We start from the raw sequence: 25,095 nt of genomic DNA on the forward strand, positions 1-25,095 counted from the left end.
CATTAGTAGTAGATGGTTCCATAGATTTATTTTGATTTACACCGATTGGTTTTAAATATATTTTATTTTAGGCTTATTAATGAATTGGTGTAACTTACCATCAATGTAAACATCTAAGATATAACACCGGTTTTACAAGAGAGTTTGCGCGCACCTGTGAAATCAAAATAAAATCAGTGTAATCACAGCATATGATATTTTTAAAACTTTTCAGGGAGAGCTTCCTGTTTGCATTTGATGCTTTACGGCAAAACAGGCTGCGTACGCTGTTGTCTTTATTGGGGGTAACCATTGGTATATTTACTATTATCGCCGTTTTTTCGGCAGTTGATACGTTGCGCGACAACCTGCAGAAAAGTGTAAATAAGCTGGGTAGCAACAGTGTTTACGTAGAAAAATGGCCTTGGGTATCAGATGGCGAATATCCCTGGTGGAAATTTATGCAACGCCCGGTATCAAAATTAAAAGACTTTAACGAGCTGCAGCGCCGCAGTCAAACCGCCGCAGCTATATCTTATGAAATTGGTATCGACAATCGTACCATAAAATATGGCAGTAATACCGTGGATGGGGCGCAGGTTGACGCCGCCACGCAAGACCATAATAAAACCTGGAACTTTGATTTTCAGGACGGTAGGTATTTTACCGAAATGGAATCGCAAACAGGTGCGCCTGTTACCATAATTGGTAATGATATTGCCGAAAATCTGTTTCCCGGGGGCACAGCAGTCGGCAAAAAAATAAAGGTAATGGGCCGTTATGTTACCATTATTGGTGTGTTTGCCAAAGAAGGCAAGGACATGCTGGGTATCTCTGCCGATAAAGAAGTGCTGCTGACATTAAATTTCGCGCACAATTTGATCGATGTGCAGAACGAGCGATATCGTCCATCTATAGTAGTGAGGGGTAAAGACGGCATTCCGATAGAGGAAGTAAAAGGAGAAATAAAGGGACTGATGCGCGCCATCCGCAGCCTGCGGCCGGGGCAAGATGATAATTTCGCTTTAAATGAAAGTACCATGCTTTCAGACCAACTGGATATTGTATTTAAGATCATCAACGTAGCCGGATTGATTATTGGTTTGTTTTCTATACTGGTGGGGGGCTTTGGTATCGCAAACATCATGTTTGTTTCGGTAAAAGAACGCACCAATATTATAGGTATTCAAAAGTCGCTGGGCGCAAAAAATTATTTTATCCTGTTACAATTTTTAATAGAGTCGATCATTCTTTGCCTGATGGGCGGTTTAATAGGATTATTATTAGTTTACGGCGGTACCTTCGTTGTAAAATGGGTAGCAGACGTTGCCGTAGTGCTTTATCTGAAAAATATAATTATTGGTATAGGTACATCAGTAGGCATAGGCATCATATCTGGCATCATACCGGCTTGGTTCGCCTCAAAACTTGACCCAGTAGAAGCTATAAGATCTAATTAGGCGGATAGTGAGTGAGTGAGTGAGTGAATGAGTGAGTGAGTGAGTGAGTGAGTGAGTGAGTGAGTGAGTGAGTGAGTGAGTGAGTGAGTGAGTGAGTGAGTGAGTGAGTGAGTGAGTGAGTGAGTGAGTGAGTGAGTGAGTGAGTGAGTGAGTTTTTAGAATAATTCAAAACAACATTAATCCATAAAAATTCCCACTAATGACTAATGACTAATGACTAATGACTAATGACTAATGACTAATGACTATAATACCTTGACACCTTATCAAATAATAATTCAGGTACAAACGGCTTGGTCAGGTAATCGCTCATTCCGGCGGTAAGGGCCTTATCATAAGTTTCGGGCATTGCGTCTGCTGTAAGGGCAATGATTGGTATTGTAGGCTGTGTTTTCTTAATAGTTTGTGTGGCTTCAAAACCATCCATTACTGGCATTTGCAGGTCCATAATGATCAGGTCATAGGCTTTATCATTCACCATGTTAACAGCTATCTGCCCGTTTAGTGCTTCGTCTACATTGGCCTGCCATTTCTTTAAAAACTTTGATGCTATAAGTAAATTTAACTTGTTATCATCAACTACCAACACGTTCATGCCCTGTAAATTAAGCATCGGGTTATTGAAAGCATCGGCAGCCTGTTTTTTAACTTCAGTTTGAGGTCGGTCAAATGTAATACTGAAGGTAAATGAAGTCCCTTCTTCCGGCGCGCTGGTTACAGAAATATCACTGTTATGCAAATTTACCAGGCGCTTGGTTATTGCCAATCCTAAACCTGTACCAATGTTATTGGTGTTCCTGATGGTAGGCTCCTGTGTAAACGGATCAAAGATCATGCTTAAATTTTCGGCAGCTATACCAACACCGGTATCCTCAACCGTAAACCTGATCGTGGCTCGGTTTTCATCAACTTGTTCGGCTTTTAATTCAATAGAGATCCGACCTCTATGGGTAAACTTAACCGAATTGCCTATTAAATTATTTAAGATCTGGCTAAGACGCATCTGGTCGCCAATTATAAATTCGGGAATTTTCTCATCCAGCGACAAGGTCAGTTTTAATTTCTTTTCGGCAGCTTTCGCGGTAAAAGTTTGCTTTATTTTTTTAGCAAGCGCACAGATATTGAATTTCAACTGGTTAAGTTCAAGTTTACCTGCTTCAATTTTGTTATAATCAAGAATGTCATTAATAATGGCCAGCAGATTCTCGCCCGAGAATTTCAGGATATTCAGATATTCCAGTTGTTCGGGCCGTGGGTTATCAAGCAGTAATAAATTAGTTGTACCCAAAACCGCATTCATAGGTGTTCTGATCTCATGGCTCATGATCGACAGGAAATCAGACTTGAACCTTGATGCCTTTTCGGCCATTTCTTTGGCAAAAATAAGCTCTTTTGTTGCTTTTTGCTGATCGGTTATATCTTCGCCGATACTTGTAGTTTCCTTTAATAAACCGTTTTCGTCATAACTGACGGTATTTTGCCAACTAATAACCCGTTCAGTTCCGTTTTTGCAAAGAACTGGGTTGATATAATGTTGAGGAACTGCGTTTTCGGTGATCATTTCGCTGATTTCCTGCTTACATTCTTTAGGAATAAAGTTATCGCTCCAGTGCATACCAATTATTTCTTTTTGGTCATACCCCAGCAAATTGGCAAGGTACTGGTTACAAAAAATAATATTACCTTGATTATCCAACGATATCGCGACAAGTTTAATGGTTTCTAATACCAGCTTATACTTATTCTCTGTACGTTTATAATCTATCTCTACCTGTTTACGTGCCGTAATATCCTGTAGTGTGCCTATTATTTTACGTGCGATGCCATTCTCTGCCTTTAACACGTTGCCCACAATAACACTCAAATATTTGGTTTTGCCGCTGCTTGTAATTATACGAAGCACACAGGTATAATTAGGGATTATGGTAGCACTTTTAAATAAGTGCTGCAAAATGAATTTATCATTGCGGTGGATGTATGTTAACAGTAAACGCCGGACACCTAAATGAACAACCACCTCGGGCGCGACCTCGAAGATGGCGGCAATCTCGTCAGACCATGATATTTTGTTTGTTGTAAGGTCCCAGTTCCAGTTACCTATCTTGGCTATTTTTTGTGCTTCAAGTAATTCAGACCGCCCCCTTTTTATGGCTTTTTCTGATAATTTGACGTCAGTAACATCCTGTATAATGCCTACTATTCTTTTCAGCCTGCCATCATCATGAAACTCTTTATTGCCAATTATGATCTTGATGTACTTCAACTTTCCGGTAGGGGTGATAAGGCGGTGCTCGTATTCCTTTTCTGTAGAAGTAGCTACTGAGGAAAGGAACTGTGAGCAGCCTTCGCGATCATCCCAATGTACCAATCTTAAATAGCTTTTTAATTTATCGCTATCGTCAGATATATCTTCAGTTTCTAAAACTAAAAGCAAATTGGTTGACAGAAAAAGGCCTTTTGTTGTGCTGTCATATAACCAGTTACCAATTTTGGCTATGGTTTGTGCTTCAAGCAGCAGGTGTTCTTTTTCCTTTAACTCGTCGGCATAGCTTTTTTGCTCAGATATATCAGATACCGAAACAGATATGCGATGTGTATAATTACGATCGCGGTCAAACACAGGGGTGAAATGTGCCTTTAGCCATTTGCCTGTGCCATAATCAGAAATATACTCGATAGACGTAGTTTCTTTGTGGGCAATAACATAATCAAGCGCTACATTAAATTTAGCAGAACGCTCTTCGCCTAACAGATCTTCCAGTTTTTTGCCAACTAATGATCTTGGGTCTACCACACGTTCGGTAAACTCATTAAACCAGGCGTTAAGGCAAACTTTATTTTCATCAAACTCAAAAATAATGTCGTTTAATGAATTAATAAGCGAGTTAAGTTGTTTTGGGCTATCGGGTAATTGATCGATGTATGTTTTTACAGCCTTTTTGATGTAATGTTTATAGGTAAGCAGCATAAAAAGTGCCATTGCTACCAGGATTATCAGGGGCAAACCTACGCTATAATAGACGGGGATTAATAAAACATTAACGTCGGGGAATGTCATTGATAAATATACAATAATTATGTCAAGGTGCTAATAAAAAAATGTAGTTCATTGAATTAAGTTTAGTTTATAAGACAATTTTTTTACAATTACACAACCTTAGTTTAAGGTGAATATATACGCAGATTTACATATATTTGTTGCATATACTAAATTCTTTCTATGTCAAGCTCAGCGCAATTAAAAATAGGTGATAAAACATATGATCTTCCGATTATTGAGGGTACGGAAGGAGAAAAAGCAATTGATATTTCAAAATTGAGAGATCAAAGTGGTTTTGTAACTCTTGATATCGGTTATAAAAATACAGGTGCAACCCAAAGCGGTATCACCTTTTTAGATGGTGAGCTTGGGGTACTTAAATACCGCGGTTATGCAATTGAACAATTGGCCGAAAAGTCAACTTTTATTGAGGTAGCTTACCTGTTGATATACGGCGACCTGCCAACTACCAAACAGTTAACAGATTTTCAGTACGAGATAAGCCGCCATACGCTGGTGCATGAGGATATGAAGAAGTTTTTTGATGGCTTTCCGTCAAAATCACATCCTATGGGGCAGTTGTCATCATTGGTATGTTCATTATCTGCATTTTACCCGGAATCATTAAAATCAAACCAAACTAAGGAAGAGCTGAACCTGAGCATTGTTAAAATGCTGAGCAAGATGGCTACCATAGTATCGTGGATCTATAAAAAATCATTGGGCCACCCGGTGATGTATCCGCAGAACAAATATGACTACGTTACCAATTTCCTGAACATGACCTTTGGGCAACTGACCGAAGACGTTGTGATTGACCCGGTAGTGGTAAGTGCCATGAATACCTTATTGATACTGCATGCTGATCACGAGCAAAACTGCTCTACATCTACAGTGCGTATCGTAGGTTCGTCCGAGTCTAATATTTATGCTTCTGTATCTGCAGGTATCTCTGCGCTTTGGGGCCCGCTGCATGGCGGCGCTAACCAGGCTGTTATCGAGATGCTGGAGAAGATCAAAGAGGACGGTGGCGACACCGACAAATGGATCAACAAGGCTAAAGACAAGAACGATCCTTTCCGCCTGATGGGTTTTGGTCACCGTGTTTACAAGAACTTTGACCCACGCGCCAAGATCATCAAAAAGGCTTGCGACGATATCCTTGAAAAATTAGGCATTAACGACGAGGTTTTGGAAATTGCCAAACGCCTTGAAGAAGTTGCCTTGAAAGACCCTTACTTTGTTGAACGCAAGCTATATCCTAACGTTGACTTTTATTCAGGTATTATTTACCGTGCTTTAGGTTTCCCTACGGATATGTTTACCGTGCTTTTCGCGCTGGGCCGTTTACCGGGCTGGATCGCGCAATGGAAAGAAATGAAGCAAAACAAAGAACCTATTGGTCGTCCGCGCCAGATCTACAACGGCGCTGTTAACAGGGAATATGTTGAGATAGACAAAAGGTAATTAACCTTGCTAATTATACAAAGCCTCCGGATTTCCGGGGGCTTTTTTGTTGCGCTGTGTTTTTTAATTCACACGGGTATTGGCTTGTTTGCCGGTAGTATAAAAATGCCTTTATCGGGTATGAACCATTTTACCGGTAGTAAAAAAATGCGTTTATCGGGCATCGGCCTTTATGCCGGTAGTAAAAAAAGCTATTTTTCAGTTATGTGGCTTTATGTCGGTAGTAGGTTTTTTACTTAAATTAAAGTAAATCAGATACTTGTGTAAAAATTAATGAACGATGTTCCGAAATCGGTGAAAAATAAATTAAATTAGTGCAGCGGAATGTCAGCAAAGAAATGATGCTTTTGCTTCTTTCAAAGATACGAAAATTCCTTGACTTCTTGCCTTAGCAGGTCATTACCATTAGTCTGCTTTTAGTCTTTTTTTTATATGTATTAATTTAATAGGTAATGTCAAAACTCAATTTCATCACACTATTTTTCATTGTTTCTAACCTGAAAGATTCGGTAGCTTATTATGTCGATAAATTGAGTTTTGAGATATGGTACACCGGGCCCGATGATGATCCGTATTGGGCCATGGTGGGCCGCGGGCCTGTCTCTATCATGCTGAAGGCAATTGCCGACGATGTAAAACCCATTCCCAACCATACCAGGCACGAATGGGCTCCCTGGGACGCGTATATTTCTGTAGAAGACCCTGATGCTTTGTTTGAAGAATTTAGTTCGGCCGGTGTCACCTTTAAGAAACCGATCCATGACAACAGTGATGGCCTGCGCGGTTTTGAAGTAAGTGATGCTGATGGCTATGTTTTGTTTTTCGGTACACCTAAGGGTTGATTAAACTCATTTTTCGTGCTGCAATAGCTGCCAAATCTCGCAAACAATTATCTTAAAACTACTTTGTTGGTCAATTATTGAAGCTTTTAGTTAATAATTTATTAGTTAAAGCAACCATCGTGGTGTTTGTTACCGTATTCATTATAAATAACAACCTTAATTATTATGAATATCAGATTAAACCACATCATTATTGGCTGCTATGCGTTGGGCTTGGTATCCATCTTCAGCGCCTGCAAAAAAGGGGATAAGGCATCTCCGTCAAACAGTGCCGATACACAAATCTCCTTCGCCTTAAGTGCAAGCGGAAAGCTTAGCCCGGTAGGTGTAAACACTAACAGCGGCCTAACCGCCAACAGCCTGGCTGCAAATGCAGCTGCGGCAGGCATTACCTGGACATCGGGCATTGCCAACGTGAGCGCTTTCAAACTGGAAGCCAAAAAGAACGGTACCGAAATTGAGATCAAATCGCGTAATTTAACAAGTATTGACCTGTTTGCGCTAAGCCCGACAACCATCAGCGCTGCTATTGCGACGGGCGAATATGATGAAATTGAAGTAAAGGCTTTATTTGTTAAAAGCTCGGGCAGTGATATACCGTTAACCTTAAAGGGTAATTATACATCGCAAAGCGGAACGGTAACCCCGATAGAGTTTGATTTTAATGATGATGCATTGATAAAAGTCGAAGCCGAAAATGTAACGGTAGATGGTACTACAGACATTGCCGCAATAACTAAGCTTGACCTGACCCGGTTAATTGGTAACAACGCTGCCGCCGCATTAGATGCAGCAACCCGCACCAACGGCACCATAGTTATCAGCAATGCCAGCAATACCAATATTTATAATGCTGTAAAAGCCAATGTGGAACTATGCGGCAAATGGGGCGGCTTTGAACACCACGATAAAAGAGACAGATAAGATTTTGTGTAAGTAGATTAAATGCAACAAGGCCTGTTATTTTTTGGTAACGGGTCTTGTTGTTTATGAGGGTAGACAAATAATGAGTAAGGTTAAGTCTTTAATGTTTTCTGCTTATTGCGCAGCATGATCATGGCTTTATCAGCCCTTACTTTACGGGTTTCTTCCTGTTTGGCAGAGCCTACCCAATCACAATAACCTTGCTTGTATGATTTTGAAAGACCCTCAAAAAACTCCTTAGCTTCGGCATCTGTATCAAGCAATACCTGTAATTCGGCAGGTGTGCCTTCAATATGTTCTCCTTTTTTTAACATGGCGTTTTGGTATTGTATAAAGCCTAAGGTAATGATTTTTGTTTGCAGGCAGAATGCTACAATATTATGATACGATTTAGGTTCCGCTAAATTTCGGCCAGTAGTAGTGTGAAAATAAGTTTCTATTTTAAGAATTACTATATTTACATTAATTCTCCCCAATTTAAACCTAATCATCACATCATGCCTCAAAGATATTTACTATTAGTAGTTGTTCTCTTTTTTGCGCCATTTACAACTTTGGCCCAGGTCAAAACAGGCGACAAAGCGCCCGAAATACATATTACCAACTGGATCAAAAATGCGCCTCAATCCAAAGATTTAAGCGGAAAGTTTATTGTTATTGATTTTTGGGCGACGTGGTGCGCGCCTTGTTTAGAATCTGTGCCGCACATGAATAACCTGGCTAACAAAAATAAAGCAAGAACTAATCTTGTGTTTTTATCTATAACAGACGAAAAAGAAGATAGGGTAAAAGCATTATTAAACAGGGTTGATTTTTCTTCGACAGTTGTTTCAGATGAAACGCGACAAACATTTGATGATTTCAATATAAAGGACATACCATTTTGTGTGGTGATAGACGATAAAAACACCATTCGGTGGATAGGGAATCCGGGAGATCTTACCAACGAAATAATTAGCGATATTTTGGATGGAAGGGTGACTTCACCTGTAGTAACGACAATTATACCTTCAGCGCCGACACAAGCCGAAAAGATGTACGAAGCTTTAACCAATCGATATGCAACCTATTATAAAGATCAGGATCTGCCTGAATATTTTAATATGACGCTTTCTTTATTCCAGGTTAGCAGGACCTTTATTAACCAGCATAGTGATAGTTATTATAACGAATTGCTCATTTCTGACGGTCTGGCCTACCGTTTATCAACCTTTTTGGATATTGCCGAAAATCAGGTGATATTGCCGGATAGGATAGCAAAATCTTATATCTCATATTGTTACAAAAGCCAAAGAAAAATAGAAGCGAAACAGGTTCTTAAAGCTATCCTTAACCATTTGAATGTAGAATATACGGTGTCTGACAGTTTAATGGATGCCATACAACTGGAAGTTGTCGATAAGAAAATTTTGAAAAAGTTTGTTACCGATTTGCCTCATATTAGCCGCAATTCTTTTTCTGCATCATACGCGGCTATTGATAATCAACGTTTCCATCTCTTAGCAAGAGCTATCCAGGCACAGTTTCAAAAAGTTGTGGTCACTAAAAAAGATAATATTTTGGACGATAAAATGTCGCTGACCATAAAAGTTGATAATATTCAAAATATGATAGATTCTTTTAATGCTTACGGCATAAAAGCAACATTAGTTAAGCAAAAAGTACCTGTGTATAGGTTCACAGAAAAGAGATAGCCTTTTATGTCGCTAAACTTCGATTAGTGACAGCAAGCAGAATGCTTGCTACATTTTAGGACGAAGTTTTTAAACTTCGATCAGTGTCTTGAAGTATTTATGGTAGTAAATTGATATCAATTATTGCTGTTCTATCTCTCAGATTGTCAATTAAGTTAAATAACTCGTTGTCCTGAATATTCCTTAATCTTTTTAATAACATCATTTGTCTGTTGGTTTCCCTTACCATAAACTGATCATTGACGATCTTTAACTCAAAATAGGGATCACTATATTCGAGATCTTCTTTTTCTTGCACAAACATATCTACCGTATCCCTCGCATATATGGCAACATCAATAATGTGCTCGATATTGTTGTCAAGTAAGTAGTTTAATGTATTATATATTGAAGTACAAGAATCTAATGCAAATGATGTCAATAAGCCTGGAAAATCTTCTGTATCGGGGGTTATGGAGTCGACGGCAAAAATAGAATCTTTTATTATTTCCTTATCTATCTTATTTCTATTTAACATCGATTGATAAATAACGACTAATGCACTCTCCAGGATTCCAGCGTTACCCCATCCTGTATTTTTTTGAAAAAAAACATAATTAGGATATAGCTTTTCACTTGTCAACGCGGCAAATGCTATTTTCTTAACATCAGAAAGTAATTGTACTTCGTTTTTTATTTGTTGTCTATAATTATCCATAACAACACTAATTTAAATACATTTACTACACCCACAAACAAACAAGGCCTGCAATTTTTGCAGGCCTTGTTTGCTATATTATTCTAAATCGAAAATCCGATATCCGACATCCGAAATCAATCAATTAATCCCCATCCTCAATGGTATACAAATACGTTTCTGTATTGCCTACGGGTAAGGTAACACCGTCGCCACGGTTTAGTTGCCACCAGAAACGGCCGCGCAGTTTTTCGTGGTTGCCAATTTCGTTCATAGTTTCAGAATCGTACAGGCGACCGTTGATCATCACATATTTAATGTTATCGCTGTTGCGGATATCATCCAATGGGTTTTGGTTTAATACGATCATGTCGGCAAGTTTACCACGCTCTAATGAGCCTATTTCTTTATCCATGCCTAAATAAGAAGCACCGTTCATGGTAGCGCACCTGATCACCTGTAATGGTGTCATGCCGCCTTGTGCCAGCATCCACATTTCCCAGTGCGCGCCTATACCCTGGATCTGTCCATGGGCACCCATGTTAACCTTGGTGCCGCCGTCGGCAATCTGTTTAACATATTTTGAGATCTCGATATGGCCGTATTCACCATATTCAGAAGTTGTGCGGCGGCGTGATCTTGCATCTATGATCTGACGTGGCGTAAAGCTCAGCAAATGCTCATTTTTCCAAACCTCGGTACGGTCATACCAATAGTTTTCGCCAAACTGGGTGCCGTAGCTCACAATCAGCGTAGGGGTATAGCCGGTCTTGCTATCGTTCCATAATGATTTTACATCATTATAAACCGGCCAGACAGGTATGCTATGCTCAATGCCGGTATGCCCGTCAAGGATCATGTTCATATTGGTCAAAAATGTCGATCCGCCTTCGGGCACTACTTCCATTTGCAACTGGCGGGCAGCTTCAATAATCTGCTGGCGCTGTTCGCGGCGGGGCTGGTTATAACTTTTAACCGAAAAAGCACCTACTGCCTTTAAACGGCGCACTGCAGACATTGCATCGTCAAGGCTGTTTATTACCACTTTAAAATCGCCATCGGCACCATATAATATCGAGCCGGTAGAATATACCCGGGGCCCTATCATGCGGCCGGCCTTTAACATTTCAGACTGGCTGAAAACCATTTCGGTATTGCTTGACGGGTCGTGCGCGGTGGTAACACCATAAGCCAGGTTGGCAAAATAATTCCAGTCCTGCTGCGGCGAAATACCATCAGGGCTAGGGTGTAAATGTGCGTGCACATCAACCAGTCCGGGCATAATGGTTTTACCGGCAACATCAATGATCTTGGCATCATCAGGTACTTGTACTTCGCCGGCTTTGCCTACGGCGAATATTTTATTATGATCAATAACTATGGTGCCTTTCTCTATCACCTCATCATCTTTCATAGTGATGATGCGGGCATTGGTAAAGGCTATTTTGCCGTCAGGTACGTCGGTTTTTAATCTAAGGCCTATATCAACACCGGCGGTATCTATCGGCGGGTTACTGCCATCAATAAAGTTAAAAGCGCTGTGGATATCCCTGGTATAATATTTAGGGCCCATGGTCCACATTAGTTTTTGGCTGTCGTTACTCCAGTGCAGGAATGTGCCTGCATCCTTGGTCAGCTTTGTTAAAGGTAATGATTTATTGCTTGCTGAAAGGTCAAGCGGGCTACCGGCGTTAACCATTGGGGTAATGTAGCAGTTAAACAGCTCGGTAAAAGCCATCCATTTACCATCAGGGCTGGGTTCAAACTGGGTGGTGTAAGTTGATGTATATAAAGTACGCTGGTTAGCACCGCTTACGTCCATCACCTTAAATGCTTTTTTATCACCCTCGCGGCTTTGGTAATAGATCTTACTGTCATCGGTAGAGAAGCGCGGGTTAATACCATTATCAAGGATCATTTGCGGTGTGCTGCCTGCAGATGTGGATATGGTATAGATACCCGGGTTGGTGCCATAAGCAAAACCCAGCACTTCGTTACCCTCGCCTTTACGATAGATGATCTTATCGCCGTGGTTTGAATATCTCGGGGTGTAATAAAAACCTTTATCGGCAGTTAGTTTGGTTATCAGGTGCGTGGTTAAGTCGACAGTATTGATAGATCCTTTCAATACATCGTTCCATGCAATATAAACCAATGTTTTGCCGTCGGGGCTAAAGCTTGGGCTGTACCCAAAATCGCCGGTAGTATCAACACGGGTAGGTACGCCTTGCGGCAGGTCTTTTACATAAATATACCCGGCGGCGTTAAATGCCACGCGTTTGCCATCAGGCGACGTAGTCAATTGCCTGATCATCCGCGCCGGGAAATCATCCTGGAAAACTTTTTGCTGAAAATGCAAAGCATCGGTAATTGTTTGCTGCGAGCTAACTTCAAATGGGATCTGTACAGCGCTTAGCGTTGCGATATCCAGGTTCCAGATCTTGCCTTTGGCGTAAAAAATAATGTTTTTACTGTCGGGTGTCCAGGCAAAGTTAGGATAAACGCCAAAAATGGCCCAGGTTTCCTGCTGATCATGCGACAGGTCATCGTACACAGGCCATTCTTCCCCGGTATCTAATTTATGCAGGTAGATCACCGATTTTAACCTTACCCGTTTAACAAAAGCCAGCAACTTACCATCTGGCGATATTTGCGGACGGCATGCGCCGCCGGCATCGCCGGTTACGGTTTCTATTTTACCGGTTTCGCGGTTAAGGCGTTTTATAGCGTAAATGCCCGCGTTAGGGTCTTTGCTGTATTCAAAATTTGGTCCGGGGGTAACGTCCTCGCTCCAGTAAACAAATTTGCCATCGGGCGATACAATAGGTTCGCCGGCATCCTGCTGGTCGTTTTTACGTTTGGTTAACTGGATACCGTCGCCGCCGTTTTTGTTGTACATCCACATTTCGCCTGCACCTAATGAGCGTGAGCCTGTAAAGTGTTTACGGGCTACCAGGTATTGGCCGTCAGGCGTCCATGACGCGTTGTTCAATAATCTGAAGCTTTCTTTGGTGATAGAGTGTTTATTGCTGCCGTCGGCATTCATCACCCAGATATTGTCACCACCTTCTTTATCGCTGGTGTATGAGATCTGTTTACCATCAGGGCTGTAACGGGGCTGTACCTCGTAAGATTTACCGCCTGCCAGTAAAACAGCTTTTCCGCCGGTAATAGGGACATTATAAATATCGCCTAAAAGGTCAAACACAATGGTTTTACCATCGGGGCTTACGTCCAGGTTCATCCAGGTGCCTTCGGTAGTGTTTATGGTTACTTTTTTTGATGTTCCCGGGGGGGCTTCAACGTTCCATTTCTGGGCCTGCACGTTGCAAGCCACAATTAAAAATATAAATGTTAGTTTAAGTAGCTTCATGAGGGTTAATGTTTTCGGTGCTAAGATAAAACTATTGAGGCATTTTAGTGAGCGTATCCATGAAAACGTGGTTAAAATATAATAGTTTTGACACTGCGGTAATTTTAATGACAATACAGGAAATATTAAAAGCTTATTGGAACCATGACGCTTTCCGGCCTATGCAGGAGGATATTATCCAGTCTGTATTGCTGGGCAACGATACGCTGGCGCTGCTGCCGACGGGCGGGGGCAAGTCGGTATGTTTCCAGGTGCCCGCGCTGGCTAAGCATGGGATCTGTATTGTAATATCGCCGCTGATAGCGCTGATGAAAGACCAGGTTGAAAACCTGAAGCAAAAAGGGATAGAGGCAATAGCCATAGTTGCCGGCATGAGCAAGCGCGAGGTAGACCTGGCGCTGGATAGCTGTATCTATAATGGGGTTAAGTTTTTATACCTGTCACCTGAACGTTTATTGTCTGATCTGGTGCGCGAGCGGATAAAATACATGAAGGTGAACCTTTTCGCGGTTGATGAGGCGCACTGTATCTCGCAATGGGGATATGACTTCAGGCCGGCGTACCTGCATATCGCTGACCTGCGCGAGTTGCACCCGGATGTACCCATACTGGCGCTTACCGCCACCGCGACTGCCGAAGTGCGTATAGATATCCAGGATAAACTGCAGTTTAAAAACGGGGTTGTATTTCAGAAAAGCTTCGAGCGAAAGAATATAAGTTATGTAGTGCAGTTTGAAGAGAATAAGCTGCGCAAAATGCTCGACATCGCCACAGGCGTGAAAGGCAGTGGTATTGTTTACGTACGCAGCCGTCGTGAATGTGCAGAAATAGCAAAATTTTATAACGATAACGGCATAAGCGCCGACTATTACCACGCCGGTTTAACGCCAGACGAACGCTCAAAAAAACAGGAAAGCTGGAAGATCAATAAAACAAATATCATAGTAGCTACCAACGCGTTTGGTATGGGGATAGACAAACCCGATGTACGTTTTGTGATCCATAAAGACCCGCCCGAAAGCCTGGAGGCTTATTATCAGGAAGCCGGCAGGGCAGGGCGTGATGAAAATAAAGCCTATGGTGTCCTACTATATAATAATGCAGACAGGGCACGGCAAGAAAAGTTATTCGAGCTGAGTTTCCCTTCGGTTGATGAGATCAAACAGGTTTACCATTACCTGTCAAACTATTACTCGGTTGCTTATGGCGCGGGCGCGGGTATCAACTTCGACCTTGACCTGGGCGCGTTTTGCGCCAAGTATAAACTCGATGTAATAAAAACGTTAAACGCGCTCAAGTTTTTAGAGCAGGATGAATACCTGTCGTTTAATGAAAGTGTGTTTTTACCGTCGCGGTTCAGGTTTGAGGTATTTAACGAGCAGTTGTATAATTTCCAGATCCAGAATGCCGGCTGGGACGGATTTATTAAAACCCTGCTGCGGTCGTACGGTGGCGCGTTTGAAAACTATGTACGTTTAAAAGAGTTTGATATTGCCCGCCGCGCAAACCTGAGTGTGCAGCAGGTAATAGAAGGCCTGAAGCAACTGCAGGAATATAATATATTGAGTTACCTGCCGCAGAATGATCAGCCGCAGGTTACTTATTTAAAAGCCAGGCAACAACCCAACAACCTATATATCAATAAGCAATATATTGAGCAGCGTAAGCAAACCTATCGTAAAAAGATAGAAGCCGTATTTGCTTACTGCACCCATAAAATATGCCGCAGCCAATTATTGTTGTCTTATTTTGACGAGCCCAAAGCCAATAAATGCGGAATTTGCGACGTATGTCTTGAAGAAAAGCGCGCACAAAATGCCGTTGATGTGACGGATGATATTACCACCGAGATAGCACAGCTGCTAAGCGAAGCTCCATTAGATATCAGCGATCTGGTATCGGCCATAAAGAACGGTGTAGAAAAAGAGCGGCTTGATACCATCCGCCTGTTGCTGGATGCCGGTAAGATCAAATTTAACGGCGAAAAATATTACCTCTAACGGGATATACTTCCGTCAATATTAATCCGCATCAGCCAAACTTTAGACACTATTTACAGAGCGCTTAATATCATTGCCTCAATTTATTGTTTGGTGCAGTTTATTATCTGAGTGAGTTTTGTAGAATTACCGCTGATAACTTTAATTGTATTATCAGAAACATACTTATCTATTTGAGCCTGGGTACTATCACACCTGGTAGAAATTATAGGATCTGCGAGATCAAGCCCAATGCCCGGATAGGATTTATACATATAACATTTCCAACAAAAAGTAGGATCTGGTGCTTTGGCGGTTTCAGACTTTTTACATGAATAGACAAACGCTATAACGGCGATAATAAACAGATTTTTTTTCATTGTGATTGGTATGAACCAAAAGTATCATTATTAATTAAAAGTAATCGTGCAATTTTTTAAAAGTAGCAGGCTCTATTTTTTAATAGTTATTCAGAGTAAACAGTGTTTATAGATTCCCGCAAAGACACAAATAGTTTTTTAAGGCGAAAAAACATTGCGTTTTTATATTGATCAGGTGCCGCTTAGACACGCCAAATTGCTAATCATCATATTCTACTGTCATAACTCTTTAATTTTCCTGCCGTTTTCACCGATGGTTTCATGGCCTTTACCGAGTAAAACAGATAGTGTGTCGATTTCGCCGTATTTCGCTGTAACGTCTGGTTATTTGCTGCTGTCTTATGGGTGTATTTAAAATAACAAAAAAGATAATCACAACAAATAATTACGAAAATGAAAACAAGAATAGTAACCCTGATCACATTGTTAACCATCATATTAAGTGTAACAATGGCAAGTGCCGCAACTAAAAATGTTGATGGCAATCAAGCTGCCGTATTGGTAGCAACAAACAATATTAATAAAATTGAAGCTTCAGGAAACGTTGAAGTTTATATTACCAACGGCGATAAAGACCAGGTAAAAGTGTTTGACAAATACTACGCTAAAAACGCTTTGGTGCAAGACAAGGACGGTGTACTGCGCATCTCGTCATACACTGCTGATAAACTGGTAGTATTGGTAACCGTTGCCGATCTGCACGCGATAACAGCTAATGATAATGCCACTGTTAAATCATACGGAACATTAGCCGCTATTGATCTGAAAGTAACGCTAAATAACAATGCAGCCGCACAATTAAAGTTAGACGCTTTTGCTGCCGACATCACCGTTAACAACCGCGCAACTGCTAACCTATCAGGTAATATAAATGATTACAGCCTTAAATATAGCCAGTCATCAACTGTTAACAAATCGCAACTTGTGGCAGCCAATAGCAACGAGGTAAATACCACAAAAACCGCAGTACGTAAAGCCGAAGAAAAAATGGCAAGCTTATAACCTACGCACACTTTTGCAAAAGTTCACTATATATTTTGGTCAGGAGCTAATTAGCTCCTGATTTTTTTTGTAACTTCAATAAACCATTTAGCTTATTAAACTAAAAATCAATATGATGAGAAAAGCTTACTTAACCTTCCTGGTAATTTTTACGGCTGGTTGCCTGTTGTTATTATCCTCATGTAAATCGGGTTGTGTCAAAGGGTCAGGACATGTGGTCCCCGAAAACCGCAAGGTGGCCGACTTTACAAAATTGGATATTGCGGGCGCTTATAAGATCACCCTTAAACAGGACAGTTCATTAAACATAACAATATCTGCCGATGATAACCTGCTTAAATACATTAAAACTGAAGTAAGCGGTGACAAGCTAAAAGTATCAACCGATAAAAAAAATATATGCAGCAGCGGCGAGATCACGGTTACTATTGGTATTAAAAATATCAATGCTATAAAAACTTCAGGGGCAATTGATATTAGTACTGATGGGAAATTGGTTACTAAAAATGTTGAGTTCGACCTGTCTGGTGCTACAAAACTGGATCTTGACCTTGACGCTGCTGATGTAAATACCAAAAGCAGCGGTGTAACAGAAATTACTTTAAAGGGGCAGGCCAGTGCACATAACATTGAGATGGATGGCGGGGGTAAGTTACATGCCTTTGATTTTGTGACGGGTAACTACAACATTGAAACATCGGGCGCCAGCGATTGCGAAATTAATGTATTGCGCGATCTGACCATTAACAGCAGCGGGGCAGCATCTATCAAGTACAAAGGAAACCCAACAAGTATCCATAATCAAAAATCAGGCGTTTCATCATTAACCAAAGTAGACTAAACATAAACCTGCGGCTAATGTCTTTTCAGGCTTTTGCTGCATATCAACCCTTACCACAATCATGAAAAAAGTTATTAAAGCAATTGCTTACCTGGCAATTATTATTGTTATTGTACTCATTGGTGTTGTAGCCTATGTTACACTGGCCCTGCCAAATGTTGGCCCTGCAGAAAATATTAAAGTAGAAGCCAGCCCGCAACGTATAGCGCGCGGTAAATATCTTGCCAACAACGTGGCTGCATGCCTGGATTGTCATTCGCCTAAAGACCCGGTAAGATTTGGCAATCCGATAGATACAAACCGGCTGGGAGTAGGCGGTGATAAATTTGGCGCAGGCGAAGGTTTTCCCGGCGATGTCATTGTACCTAATATTACCCCGGCTAAACTACAGTCATGGACAGACGGCGAGTTATTTCGCGCCATAACTACGGGTGTAAAAAAGGATGGTTCGGCTATATTTCCATTAATGCCGTGGCCGTATTATTCAAAAATGGATAGGGAGGATATCTATTCTATCATTGTCTACATCCGTACGCTTAAGCCGGTAACTACAGATTACCCAAAGTCCAAACTTGATTTCCCGCTTAATATTATTGTACACACCATGCCGCAAAAGGCAACATTAGGTACAAAGCCTGATACCAGGGATAGTGTTAAATACGGCGAATACCTGGTACAATCAAGCGCCTGCCAGGAATGCCATTCGCAGGATGATAAAGGGAAGATCATTGCAGGCCTTGAGTTTGCAGGCGGTAAAGAATTTAAGGTAAACGGCCACACTTTGCGCCCTGCAAATATTACACCCGATGTTACTACAGGAATAGGTAACTGGTCAAAACAAATGTTTATAGCCAGGTTTAAAGCCTTTAACGATCCAGGTAAAGCGCAAGCCGTAGCCGCAGGCCAATTTCAAACCATTATGCCATGGTGGCAATACAGCAAAATGACAGATGGCGATCTGGCATCAATTTACGCTTATCTTAAAACGGTTAAGCCGGTTAAAAATAATGTAGTTAAATTCAATTAATTGTAAATAAAAAATGCCCGGTTACACGCCGGGCATTTTTTTAAGTTGACAGAGATTGTTATTCGAATAATTTGAACTCCATAATTTGGAATGCACCTGCAAACGTGCTCACAATTCTCCACCTGTACATTGAATAAGCTTTTGGATTTGCTATCGGGTAATAAAAATACCTGTAATATCTGGTATCATATTGGCCTATTGAGGTTAAATAATCAGCAAAACCAATGGTTAGTAATTGGTGATCTACCTGGCTCCATGTAGTACCGCCATCATTTGATCCTTCAATATACCATTCTTTCGGATCGCGGGTACTTTCAGAGTCGTTTCCATTTTCAATAGCATACAGTTTTACAGCTATTGGTGCCGGGAATGTAAGCTGAATATTTTCATCGCCGGGGAAAGCCGAGTAATAACCAAACTTGGTTTGTGTGTTGTTATCTATCAATTTTGCAGCGTTTTCATTTGTATTGTCAGTGTTATCATATGTTACTGAATAACCTACATTGGTTTGGGTAACATCGGTAGCTATACCATCTGTTGTAACACTCTTACTAATAGTTACCACACTTCCTTTATCAGTAGTAACCGTTAACGAAAAATTGTTAAAGCTTCCGTAAGCGAACGATACCAAAGGCGTTAATGAGGTGCTGGTTGTAGTCTTAACAACTGCTGTAACGGGATCTACCGCGTTAAATGTCCATGCCGCAGATTTAATTTTTGCGTTTATTGTAATGCCAAACTGAAGTTGGTATAAGACTTCTGTTTTCACGGCGGTAGCTTGCAATATTTTATTAGGATCAAGCAGTAAATTTGTGTATTTGTTTGACGTATTGCCGGTTTTTGAAGTAGTCTCTAAACTCACCTGGTAATTTCCGGTAGTTTGGTAAGTGTGAGTCGGGTTGGAGTCGGTAGATAAGCTATCGTCGCCAAATCTCCATGCCAACTTGATATCATTTTTTGCCAGGCTGGTAAACATATACGTCAGTGCATCGGACGGATCGGCGGTGATTGTGAAATCAGATAAGGGGTTAATTGGAGTAACATCAACCGGTAAAGGCTGGTCTTTTTTTGAACAGGATACGATCGCGGCCATGCAAAATAGTAATCCTAATGGTTTCATTAACTTTTTCATAGGTAGTTGTGTGTTGATTTTCATAAGTGTTAGTTGGTTAAGTATTTAATTATTTTATATAGATGCAGATGTAGGTTATATGTAAGCCGCAGAATAGATACTTAAAATTTAAGCATAGCTACGCCACAGGATTTAGTGTCCTAATTTTTTTAACTAAAGATTTAAATTAGTAAGGGTGTGATGATGATTACACCTATAAGTAACGGGGGTTATTCAAAGCAGCACATTATCAGCACGCAATTTTAACGAGAATTTTAGCTATAATGTATATTCAAGTAGCTTTATTCGTCTTTATAACAGAATAATTACACAATACTGTACAATAAGTGTTTTTCTTAACACGAAAAGGCCAATAAATTCAATTTTGTGAGTTTGAAAGTATCATTATTCAACATCACCTAATTAAAAATAAATTCGTATTTTTGCGCCTCTAAATTTATAGGCTTCAATTAAATAAGCCGTAAACGCAGGTACTTAATACTTAAATACCCATTAAAGATGAATATTACACAGGAAAAGATCGACAACCTGAATGCAGTAGTAAAGATCAATATTGACCCTGCCGATTACCAGGGACGTGTTGATAAGGCAATAAAAGACCATGCTAAAAAAGCAAATATGCCGGGCTTCCGTCCGGGAATGGTTCCGCCGGCACATATAAAAAGAATGTATGGCAAAAGTATTTTGGTTGACGAGGTGAACAACCTATTATCAGATACCCTGAACAATTACATCACCGAACAAAAACTGGAAGTATTAGGCCAACCGCTACCTAAGGTTGACGATACGCAACAATATAACTGGGACTTTGCTGACAAATTTGAGTTTAACTACGAAATTGGTTTGGCCCCTGAGTTTGCTTTAGATTTTTCATCAAAAGATAAACTTACCCAGTATGTGATCAAGATAGATGACGAAACTTTAGCCGAGCGTGTTAAAAATATCCGCAGAAGCTATGGCAAAATGACAAATCCTGACGTATCGGCAGAGGATGATGTTTTATATGCGCAATTAACGCAGCTTTCGCCGGATGGTTCTGTTTTTGATGATGGAATAAGCAATACAACATCAGTAAGATTAGAGCAGATCCAGGACGCGGACATTAAAAAATCGCTTATCGGCTTAAAAAAGGATGATGACGTAACGCTGGATATTCAGAAAGCCTACAACAACGATACCCCAAAGGTAGCAGCAATTTTAGGCATAGACGAAGCTGAAGCGGCTGATTTGAAATCAAACTTCAAATTAACTGTTAAGAATGTTAACCGCTTAGAAGAAAGCGATCTGAATCAGGAGTTCTTTGATAAATTATTTGGCGAAGGTGTTGTAACCGACGAAGCCGGTTTTAAAGCTAAGATAACCGAAGAGTTAGAAAGCATGATGAGCCAGGATGCTGAACGTAAACTGCAAAACGATATCTATAACTACAGCGTAGATAAAGTGAAGTTTGATTTACCTGATGATTTCCTGAAACGCTGGTTAAAGGTTACTAACGAGAAATTGACTGACGAAGAGTTAGAAGGCGGCTATAATGATTTTGCACAAAACCTTAAATGGACTTTGATAGAAAACAAGATCATTAAAGACAACAACATCGAGATAAAATACGAAGAAGTTTTTGCGGCAGCAAAACAAAGCCTTGATCAGCAATTCAGAATGTACAGCCCAACCCCAATTGCTGATGAGCAATTATCGCAATACGCGGTACAATACCTTCAAAACAAAGAGAATGCTAATAAAGTATTTGACGAAGTAAAAGCCCTTAAAACATTAGATTATATTAAGAGCGTAATTACTTTAGACAAAAAGGACATATTTTACAACGATTTTAAAGCGTTGGCTAAATAAGTATATCCTTAAGCATATTTTAAAAAGCATCCTCAAAAGGGATGCTTTTTTTTTACCCCTCCCAACCCTCCCCAATGGAGAGGGCTTTTATCAGCGCGACGAGAAGTCTGCCCTTGGGGGAGATTTAGAGGGGTAATTATTTTACTTTTAACAAACTTTATCATTTAAAATATATTCAACTAAAAACTATATTTATCGCGGGCAACCGCCTATACAACCACAAGTAAAAAACACATACACATGAACAGTAATCCAGATAAAAACGAATTCAGAAAATATGCTGTTAAGCATCACCGCATCAGCAGCACCTATGTAGATAAATTTATTGGCGGCGTAAACCGCAGCAATACCCCTACAGGTATAGTCACTGCTCCGGGTATTACGGGCATGACACCATATATTATTGAAGAGCGCCAGTTAAACGTGGCCCAGATGGACGTGTTTTCACGTTTAATGATGGACCGGATCATTTTCCTGGGTGACGCGATATACGATCAGAATGCCAATGTTATCCAGGCGCAGTTATTGTTTTTGCAATCGGCAGATGCCAAACGCGATATCCAGATCTATATCAACTCGCCGGGCGGGTCTGTATATGCAGGCTTAGGTATTTATGATACCATGCAATTTATATCTAACGATGTTGCGACCATCTGTACAGGTATGGCAGCGTCAATGGCCGCTGTATTATTATGTGCAGGTTCCGAAGGTAAAAGAGCGGCACTACCACACTCAAGGGTAATGATTCACCAGCCATCAGGCGGCGCGCAAGGCCAACAGTCAGATATCGAGATCTCTTACCATGAGATCACCAAGCTGAAAAAAGAATTATACCAGATCATTGCCGATCATAGCGGCGCATCATTTGACAAAGTAAACACAGCTTCAGACCGTGACTATTGGATGATTGCCGAAGAAGCCAAAGAATTTGGTATGATTGACGAAATATTAAAAGGCAGTAAAACAAAGAAGTAATTAGTAAGTTGTAGTCTTAAGTCCTTAGTCTATAGTCGCTGATTTTGATCAAGACTTATGGCTTAGGACTTAAGTTTTTTTTTATAATACCAATTGCGTAATTTTGCTAACTATAAATCACAATGAATAAAAATAGTAAAGAGATAAGGTGTTCATTTTGCGGCGCAGGCAAGCAAGATTCATTGATGCTTATAGCGGGGCTTGATGCACACATTTGTGATAAATGCGTTAACCAGGCTAATGAGATACTTGCCGAAGAGTTAAAGGTGCGCAAGGTTAAAACTTCGCCAACTTCGCCGGCAATATTAAAGCCATACGAAATTAAAACGCACCTTGACCAATACGTTATTGGCCAGGACGATGCTAAAAAAATATTAGCCGTTGCTACTTACAACCACTACAAAAGGTTAAACCAACGTGTTGATAAAGACGAGGTTGAGATAGAAAAATCAAACATTATTATGGTGGGCGAAACCGGTACAGGTAAAACTTTATTGGCTAAAACGCTTGCTAAAATATTAAACGTTCCGTTTTGCATTTGCGATGCCACTGTATTAACTGAAGCAGGTTATGTAGGCGAGGATGTAGAGAGCATCTTAACCCGTTTGCTGCAGTCTGCCGATTATGATGTCGCTACTGCCGAGCGTGGTATCGTGTATATTGATGAGGTAGATAAAATTGCCCGTAAAAGCGATAATGCGTCAATCACCCGCGATGTAAGCGGCGAAGGTGTACAACAGGCTTTGTTAAAAATATTAGAAGGTACCATGGTTAACGTACCACCACAAGGCGGCCGTAAACACCCTGATCAGAAAATGATCACGGTTAATACCAGCAACATATTATTTATATGCGGTGGTGCTTTTGACGGTATCGAAAAGAAAATTGCCAACCGTTTACGCACGCAAACAGTTGGTTATAAGCTAAAAGGTAATGAGGGCGAGGTTGATCTTAAAAACCTTTACAAATACATTACCCCGCAGGATCTGAAATCATTTGGTTTAATACCTGAACTGATAGGCCGTTTACCGGTGCTTACTTACCTTAATCCGCTGGATAGGGAAGCATTGTACAACATATTGACCGAGCCTAAAAATTCGTTATTAAAACAATACAAAAAGTTATTTGAATATGAAGGCGTAACGCTTGATTTTGATGATGAAGTACTTGAGTTTATTGTTGATAAAGCAATGGAATTTAAGTTAGGTGCACGTGGCCTGCGCTCAATTTGCGAAGCCATAATGATTGACGCGATGTTTGAATTCCCATCTAAAAAAGATGTTAAGAAACTAAACATTACTTTAGATTACGCACACGAGAAGTTTGATAAATCAGACCTTAAAAAATTAAAGGTGGCTTAACAACAAAACAAAGCCGAAAGGCTAAATTTGTTATAAATAGACTGCGACCCTGGCTATATGCCGGGGTTTGCTGTATAAGAACCCCTCCCAACCCTCCCCGAGGGGGAGGGCTCAAGAAAGTATAAATAATTATAAATTAAATTAGAAGTCTCCCCTTTGGGGAGATTTAGAGGGGTAAATATGATGAACGAAGAATTAAACGTAAAGAAAGAAGGAGAGAACCTTCCGAAAGTAAAAGAAGTAACCAGCCCGGTTAAAAAAGGGCTTAAGACAAAAGACGCGATTGTGGCTAACTGGCTTCCACGCTACACCGGCCGGCCTTTAGAGGAGTTTGGCGAATATATTATCCTGACCAATTTTTCAAAGTATATCCAGCTGTTTTCTGAATGGAATGACAACGCGCCGATAATGGGTGTTGACAAGCCCATGCAAAGCGTAACTGCCAACGGCATAACCATTATTAACTTTGGTATGGGCAGCTCGGTAGCAGCAACGGTAATGGACCTGCTGACCGCTATTCACCCAAAAGCTGTGGTATTTTTAGGTAAATGCGGTGGTTTAAAACGAAAGAATAATGTTGGCGACCTGATCCTGCCCATAGCTGCCATCAGGGGCGAGGGGACATCTAACGATTATTTACCGCCAGAAGTACCTGCACTGCCGTCATTTGCTTTGCAGAAAGCCATATCAACCACCATCCGCGATTTTTCATTAGATTACTGGACAGGTACATGCTACACCACCAACCGCCGTGTTTGGGAGCATGACAAAAAGTTTAAAAGCTACCTGAAAGAGTTACGTGCCATGGCAGTGGATATGGAAACCGCAACCATTTTTACCTGCGGATTTGCTAATAAAATACCTACAGGCGCGCTATTATTGGTATCAGACCAGCCGATGATCCCTGAAGGTGTTAAAACTACAGAAAGTGATTCGAAAGTAAGCGCCCAATATGTCGAGACCCATTTAAAGGTTGGTATTGAATCATTAAAGCAATTGATAAACGGCGGCCTTACCGTTAAACACTTAAGATTTTAAGTACAGGGTAAAGCTATTTTTGTACTTTTGTTATATTCTACTAAATTGGTAGATATT

At 40.6% G+C, this 25,095-nt stretch carries 19 protein-coding genes; 13 read left to right on the forward strand and 6 right to left on the reverse strand.

Annotated elements, in window-relative coordinates; all coding sequences use genetic code 11:
* The first annotated feature begins 191 nt into the window (after positions 1–191).
* Positions 192–1,439 (forward strand): ABC transporter permease, encoded by a 1,248-nt coding sequence (locus FO440_RS12870; RefSeq protein WP_144248674.1) that lies wholly within the window; start codon positions 192–194, stop codon positions 1,437–1,439.
* 238 nt (positions 1,440–1,677) lie between these two features.
* Here the strand turns inward: FO440_RS12870 and FO440_RS12875 are convergent, their stop codons facing one another.
* Positions 1,678–4,497: a PAS domain-containing hybrid sensor histidine kinase/response regulator gene (locus tag FO440_RS12875; protein WP_144248675.1), complete on the reverse strand. Its 2,820-nt coding sequence runs from the start codon at positions 4,495–4,497 to the stop codon at positions 1,678–1,680.
* A 162-nt stretch (positions 4,498–4,659) separates the two neighbouring features.
* On the opposite strand from FO440_RS12875, the gene FO440_RS12880 reads away from it, so the two are divergent.
* From FO440_RS12880 to FO440_RS12890, 3 genes are all read left to right on the forward strand, one after another.
* Positions 4,660–5,946 carry a citrate synthase gene (locus FO440_RS12880; protein ID WP_144248676.1) on the forward strand — a complete coding sequence of 429 codons (1,287 nt, stop codon included), beginning with the start codon at positions 4,660–4,662 and terminating at the stop codon, positions 5,944–5,946.
* Between the two features lie 452 nt (positions 5,947–6,398).
* The gene (locus tag FO440_RS12885) at positions 6,399–6,788 is read left to right on the forward strand and encodes a VOC family protein (RefSeq protein WP_144248677.1); all 390 of its coding nucleotides are present in this window, start codon (positions 6,399–6,401) and stop codon (positions 6,786–6,788) included.
* A gap of 165 nt (positions 6,789–6,953) precedes the next feature.
* Complete coding sequence (locus FO440_RS12890) at positions 6,954–7,712, forward strand: hypothetical protein (RefSeq protein ID WP_144248678.1); 759 nt, start codon at positions 6,954–6,956, stop codon at positions 7,710–7,712.
* Positions 7,713–7,804: 92 nt separating this feature from the next.
* Here the strand turns inward: FO440_RS12890 and FO440_RS24445 are convergent, their stop codons facing one another.
* The gene (locus FO440_RS24445; protein WP_186292660.1) at positions 7,805–8,026 is read right to left on the reverse strand and encodes a YdeI/OmpD-associated family protein; all 222 of its coding nucleotides are present in this window, start codon (positions 8,024–8,026) and stop codon (positions 7,805–7,807) included.
* 183 nt (positions 8,027–8,209) lie between these two features.
* On the opposite strand from FO440_RS24445, the gene FO440_RS12900 reads away from it, so the two are divergent.
* Positions 8,210–9,406 (forward strand): redoxin domain-containing protein, encoded by a 1,197-nt coding sequence (locus FO440_RS12900; protein WP_144248680.1) that lies wholly within the window; start codon positions 8,210–8,212, stop codon positions 9,404–9,406.
* A 97-nt stretch (positions 9,407–9,503) separates the two neighbouring features.
* Here the strand turns inward: FO440_RS12900 and FO440_RS12905 are convergent, their stop codons facing one another.
* A complete protein-coding gene (locus FO440_RS12905) occupies positions 9,504–10,103 on the reverse strand; it encodes a DUF416 family protein (RefSeq protein ID WP_144248681.1) in 600 nt (199 codons plus the stop codon).
* A gap of 124 nt (positions 10,104–10,227) precedes the next feature.
* On the reverse strand, positions 10,228–13,455 hold the full coding sequence (locus FO440_RS12910; protein WP_246104216.1) for an amidohydrolase family protein: 3,228 nt from the start codon (positions 13,453–13,455) through the stop codon (positions 10,228–10,230).
* Positions 13,456–13,514: 59 nt separating this feature from the next.
* On the opposite strand from FO440_RS12910, the gene FO440_RS12915 reads away from it, so the two are divergent.
* Positions 13,515–15,455, forward strand: a complete 1,941-nt coding sequence (locus FO440_RS12915) for a RecQ family ATP-dependent DNA helicase (protein ID WP_317129801.1) — start codon at positions 13,515–13,517, stop codon at positions 15,453–15,455.
* Positions 15,456–15,538: 83 nt separating this feature from the next.
* On the opposite strand, the gene FO440_RS12920 is transcribed toward FO440_RS12915, so the two are convergent.
* Entirely contained in the window at positions 15,539–15,814 is a 276-nt protein-coding gene (locus tag FO440_RS12920; RefSeq protein WP_144248683.1) for a hypothetical protein, read from the reverse strand.
* Between the two features lie 393 nt (positions 15,815–16,207).
* Here FO440_RS12920 and FO440_RS12925 point away from each other — a divergent pair, with 393 nt between their 5' ends.
* The 3 genes from FO440_RS12925 (at position 16,208) to FO440_RS12935 (ending at position 18,684) form a co-directional block, all read left to right on the forward strand.
* Positions 16,208–16,816, forward strand: coding sequence for a GIN domain-containing protein (locus FO440_RS12925; protein WP_144248684.1), 609 nt, complete (start codon positions 16,208–16,210; stop codon positions 16,814–16,816).
* A gap of 112 nt (positions 16,817–16,928) precedes the next feature.
* The gene (locus FO440_RS12930; RefSeq protein ID WP_144248685.1) at positions 16,929–17,657 is read left to right on the forward strand and encodes a head GIN domain-containing protein; all 729 of its coding nucleotides are present in this window, start codon (positions 16,929–16,931) and stop codon (positions 17,655–17,657) included.
* 61 nt (positions 17,658–17,718) lie between these two features.
* A complete protein-coding gene (locus tag FO440_RS12935; protein WP_144248686.1) occupies positions 17,719–18,684 on the forward strand; it encodes a c-type cytochrome in 966 nt (321 codons plus the stop codon).
* 58 nt (positions 18,685–18,742) lie between these two features.
* Here the strand turns inward: FO440_RS12935 and FO440_RS12940 are convergent, their stop codons facing one another.
* The gene (locus FO440_RS12940; RefSeq protein WP_144248687.1) at positions 18,743–19,840 is read right to left on the reverse strand and encodes a PKD domain-containing protein; all 1,098 of its coding nucleotides are present in this window, start codon (positions 19,838–19,840) and stop codon (positions 18,743–18,745) included.
* A 474-nt stretch (positions 19,841–20,314) separates the two neighbouring features.
* Here FO440_RS12940 and tig point away from each other — a divergent pair, with 474 nt between their 5' ends.
* The 4 genes from tig to FO440_RS12960 all read left to right on the forward strand — a co-directional run bounded on the left by tig (position 20,315) and on the right by FO440_RS12960 (position 25,038).
* Positions 20,315–21,664 (forward strand): trigger factor, encoded by a 1,350-nt coding sequence (gene tig, locus FO440_RS12945; RefSeq protein ID WP_144248688.1) that lies wholly within the window; start codon positions 20,315–20,317, stop codon positions 21,662–21,664.
* A gap of 240 nt (positions 21,665–21,904) precedes the next feature.
* Positions 21,905–22,639, forward strand: a complete 735-nt coding sequence (locus FO440_RS12950) for an ATP-dependent Clp protease proteolytic subunit (RefSeq protein WP_144248689.1) — start codon at positions 21,905–21,907, stop codon at positions 22,637–22,639.
* A 122-nt stretch (positions 22,640–22,761) separates the two neighbouring features.
* Positions 22,762–24,000 (forward strand): ATP-dependent Clp protease ATP-binding subunit ClpX, encoded by a 1,239-nt coding sequence (gene clpX / locus FO440_RS12955; RefSeq protein WP_144248690.1) that lies wholly within the window; start codon positions 22,762–22,764, stop codon positions 23,998–24,000.
* A gap of 183 nt (positions 24,001–24,183) precedes the next feature.
* Entirely contained in the window at positions 24,184–25,038 is an 855-nt protein-coding gene (locus FO440_RS12960; protein WP_144249146.1) for an AMP nucleosidase, read from the forward strand.
* Positions 25,039–25,095 lie beyond the last annotated feature (57 nt).

The organism is Mucilaginibacter corticis (assembly GCF_007558865.1).
GTDB lineage: Bacteria > Bacteroidota > Bacteroidia > Sphingobacteriales > Sphingobacteriaceae > Mucilaginibacter > Mucilaginibacter corticis.

Coding starts and splice junctions, on each gene's coding strand:
- FO440_RS12905 (WP_144248681.1), bottom strand. CDS start 10,103: ATGGATAATTATAGACAACAAATAAAAAACGAAGTACAATTACTTTCT.
- FO440_RS12950 (WP_144248689.1), top strand. CDS start 21,905: ATGAACAGTAATCCAGATAAAAACGAATTCAGAAAATATGCTGTTAAG.
- FO440_RS12885 (WP_144248677.1), top strand. CDS start 6,399: ATGTCAAAACTCAATTTCATCACACTATTTTTCATTGTTTCTAACCTG.
- FO440_RS12890 (WP_144248678.1), top strand. CDS start 6,954: ATGAATATCAGATTAAACCACATCATTATTGGCTGCTATGCGTTGGGC.
- FO440_RS12900 (WP_144248680.1), top strand. CDS start 8,210: ATGCCTCAAAGATATTTACTATTAGTAGTTGTTCTCTTTTTTGCGCCA.
- FO440_RS12960 (WP_144249146.1), top strand. CDS start 24,184: ATGAACGAAGAATTAAACGTAAAGAAAGAAGGAGAGAACCTTCCGAAA.
- FO440_RS12935 (WP_144248686.1), top strand. CDS start 17,719: ATGAAAAAAGTTATTAAAGCAATTGCTTACCTGGCAATTATTATTGTT.
- FO440_RS12930 (WP_144248685.1), top strand. CDS start 16,929: ATGATGAGAAAAGCTTACTTAACCTTCCTGGTAATTTTTACGGCTGGT.
- FO440_RS12875 (WP_144248675.1), bottom strand. CDS start 4,497: ATGACATTCCCCGACGTTAATGTTTTATTAATCCCCGTCTATTATAGC.
- FO440_RS12915 (WP_317129801.1), top strand. CDS start 13,515: ATGAAAACGTGGTTAAAATATAATAGTTTTGACACTGCGGTAATTTTA.
- FO440_RS12925 (WP_144248684.1), top strand. CDS start 16,208: ATGAAAACAAGAATAGTAACCCTGATCACATTGTTAACCATCATATTA.
- FO440_RS12910 (WP_246104216.1), bottom strand. CDS start 13,455: ATGAAGCTACTTAAACTAACATTTATATTTTTAATTGTGGCTTGCAAC.
- FO440_RS24445 (WP_186292660.1), bottom strand. CDS start 8,026: ATGTTAAAAAAAGGAGAACATATTGAAGGCACACCTGCCGAATTACAG.
- FO440_RS12940 (WP_144248687.1), bottom strand. CDS start 19,840: ATGAAAATCAACACACAACTACCTATGAAAAAGTTAATGAAACCATTA.
- tig (WP_144248688.1), top strand. CDS start 20,315: ATGAATATTACACAGGAAAAGATCGACAACCTGAATGCAGTAGTAAAG.
- clpX (WP_144248690.1), top strand. CDS start 22,762: ATGAATAAAAATAGTAAAGAGATAAGGTGTTCATTTTGCGGCGCAGGC.
- FO440_RS12920 (WP_144248683.1), bottom strand. CDS start 15,814: ATGAAAAAAAATCTGTTTATTATCGCCGTTATAGCGTTTGTCTATTCA.
- FO440_RS12870 (WP_144248674.1), top strand. CDS start 192: ATGATATTTTTAAAACTTTTCAGGGAGAGCTTCCTGTTTGCATTTGAT.
- FO440_RS12880 (WP_144248676.1), top strand. CDS start 4,660: ATGTCAAGCTCAGCGCAATTAAAAATAGGTGATAAAACATATGATCTT.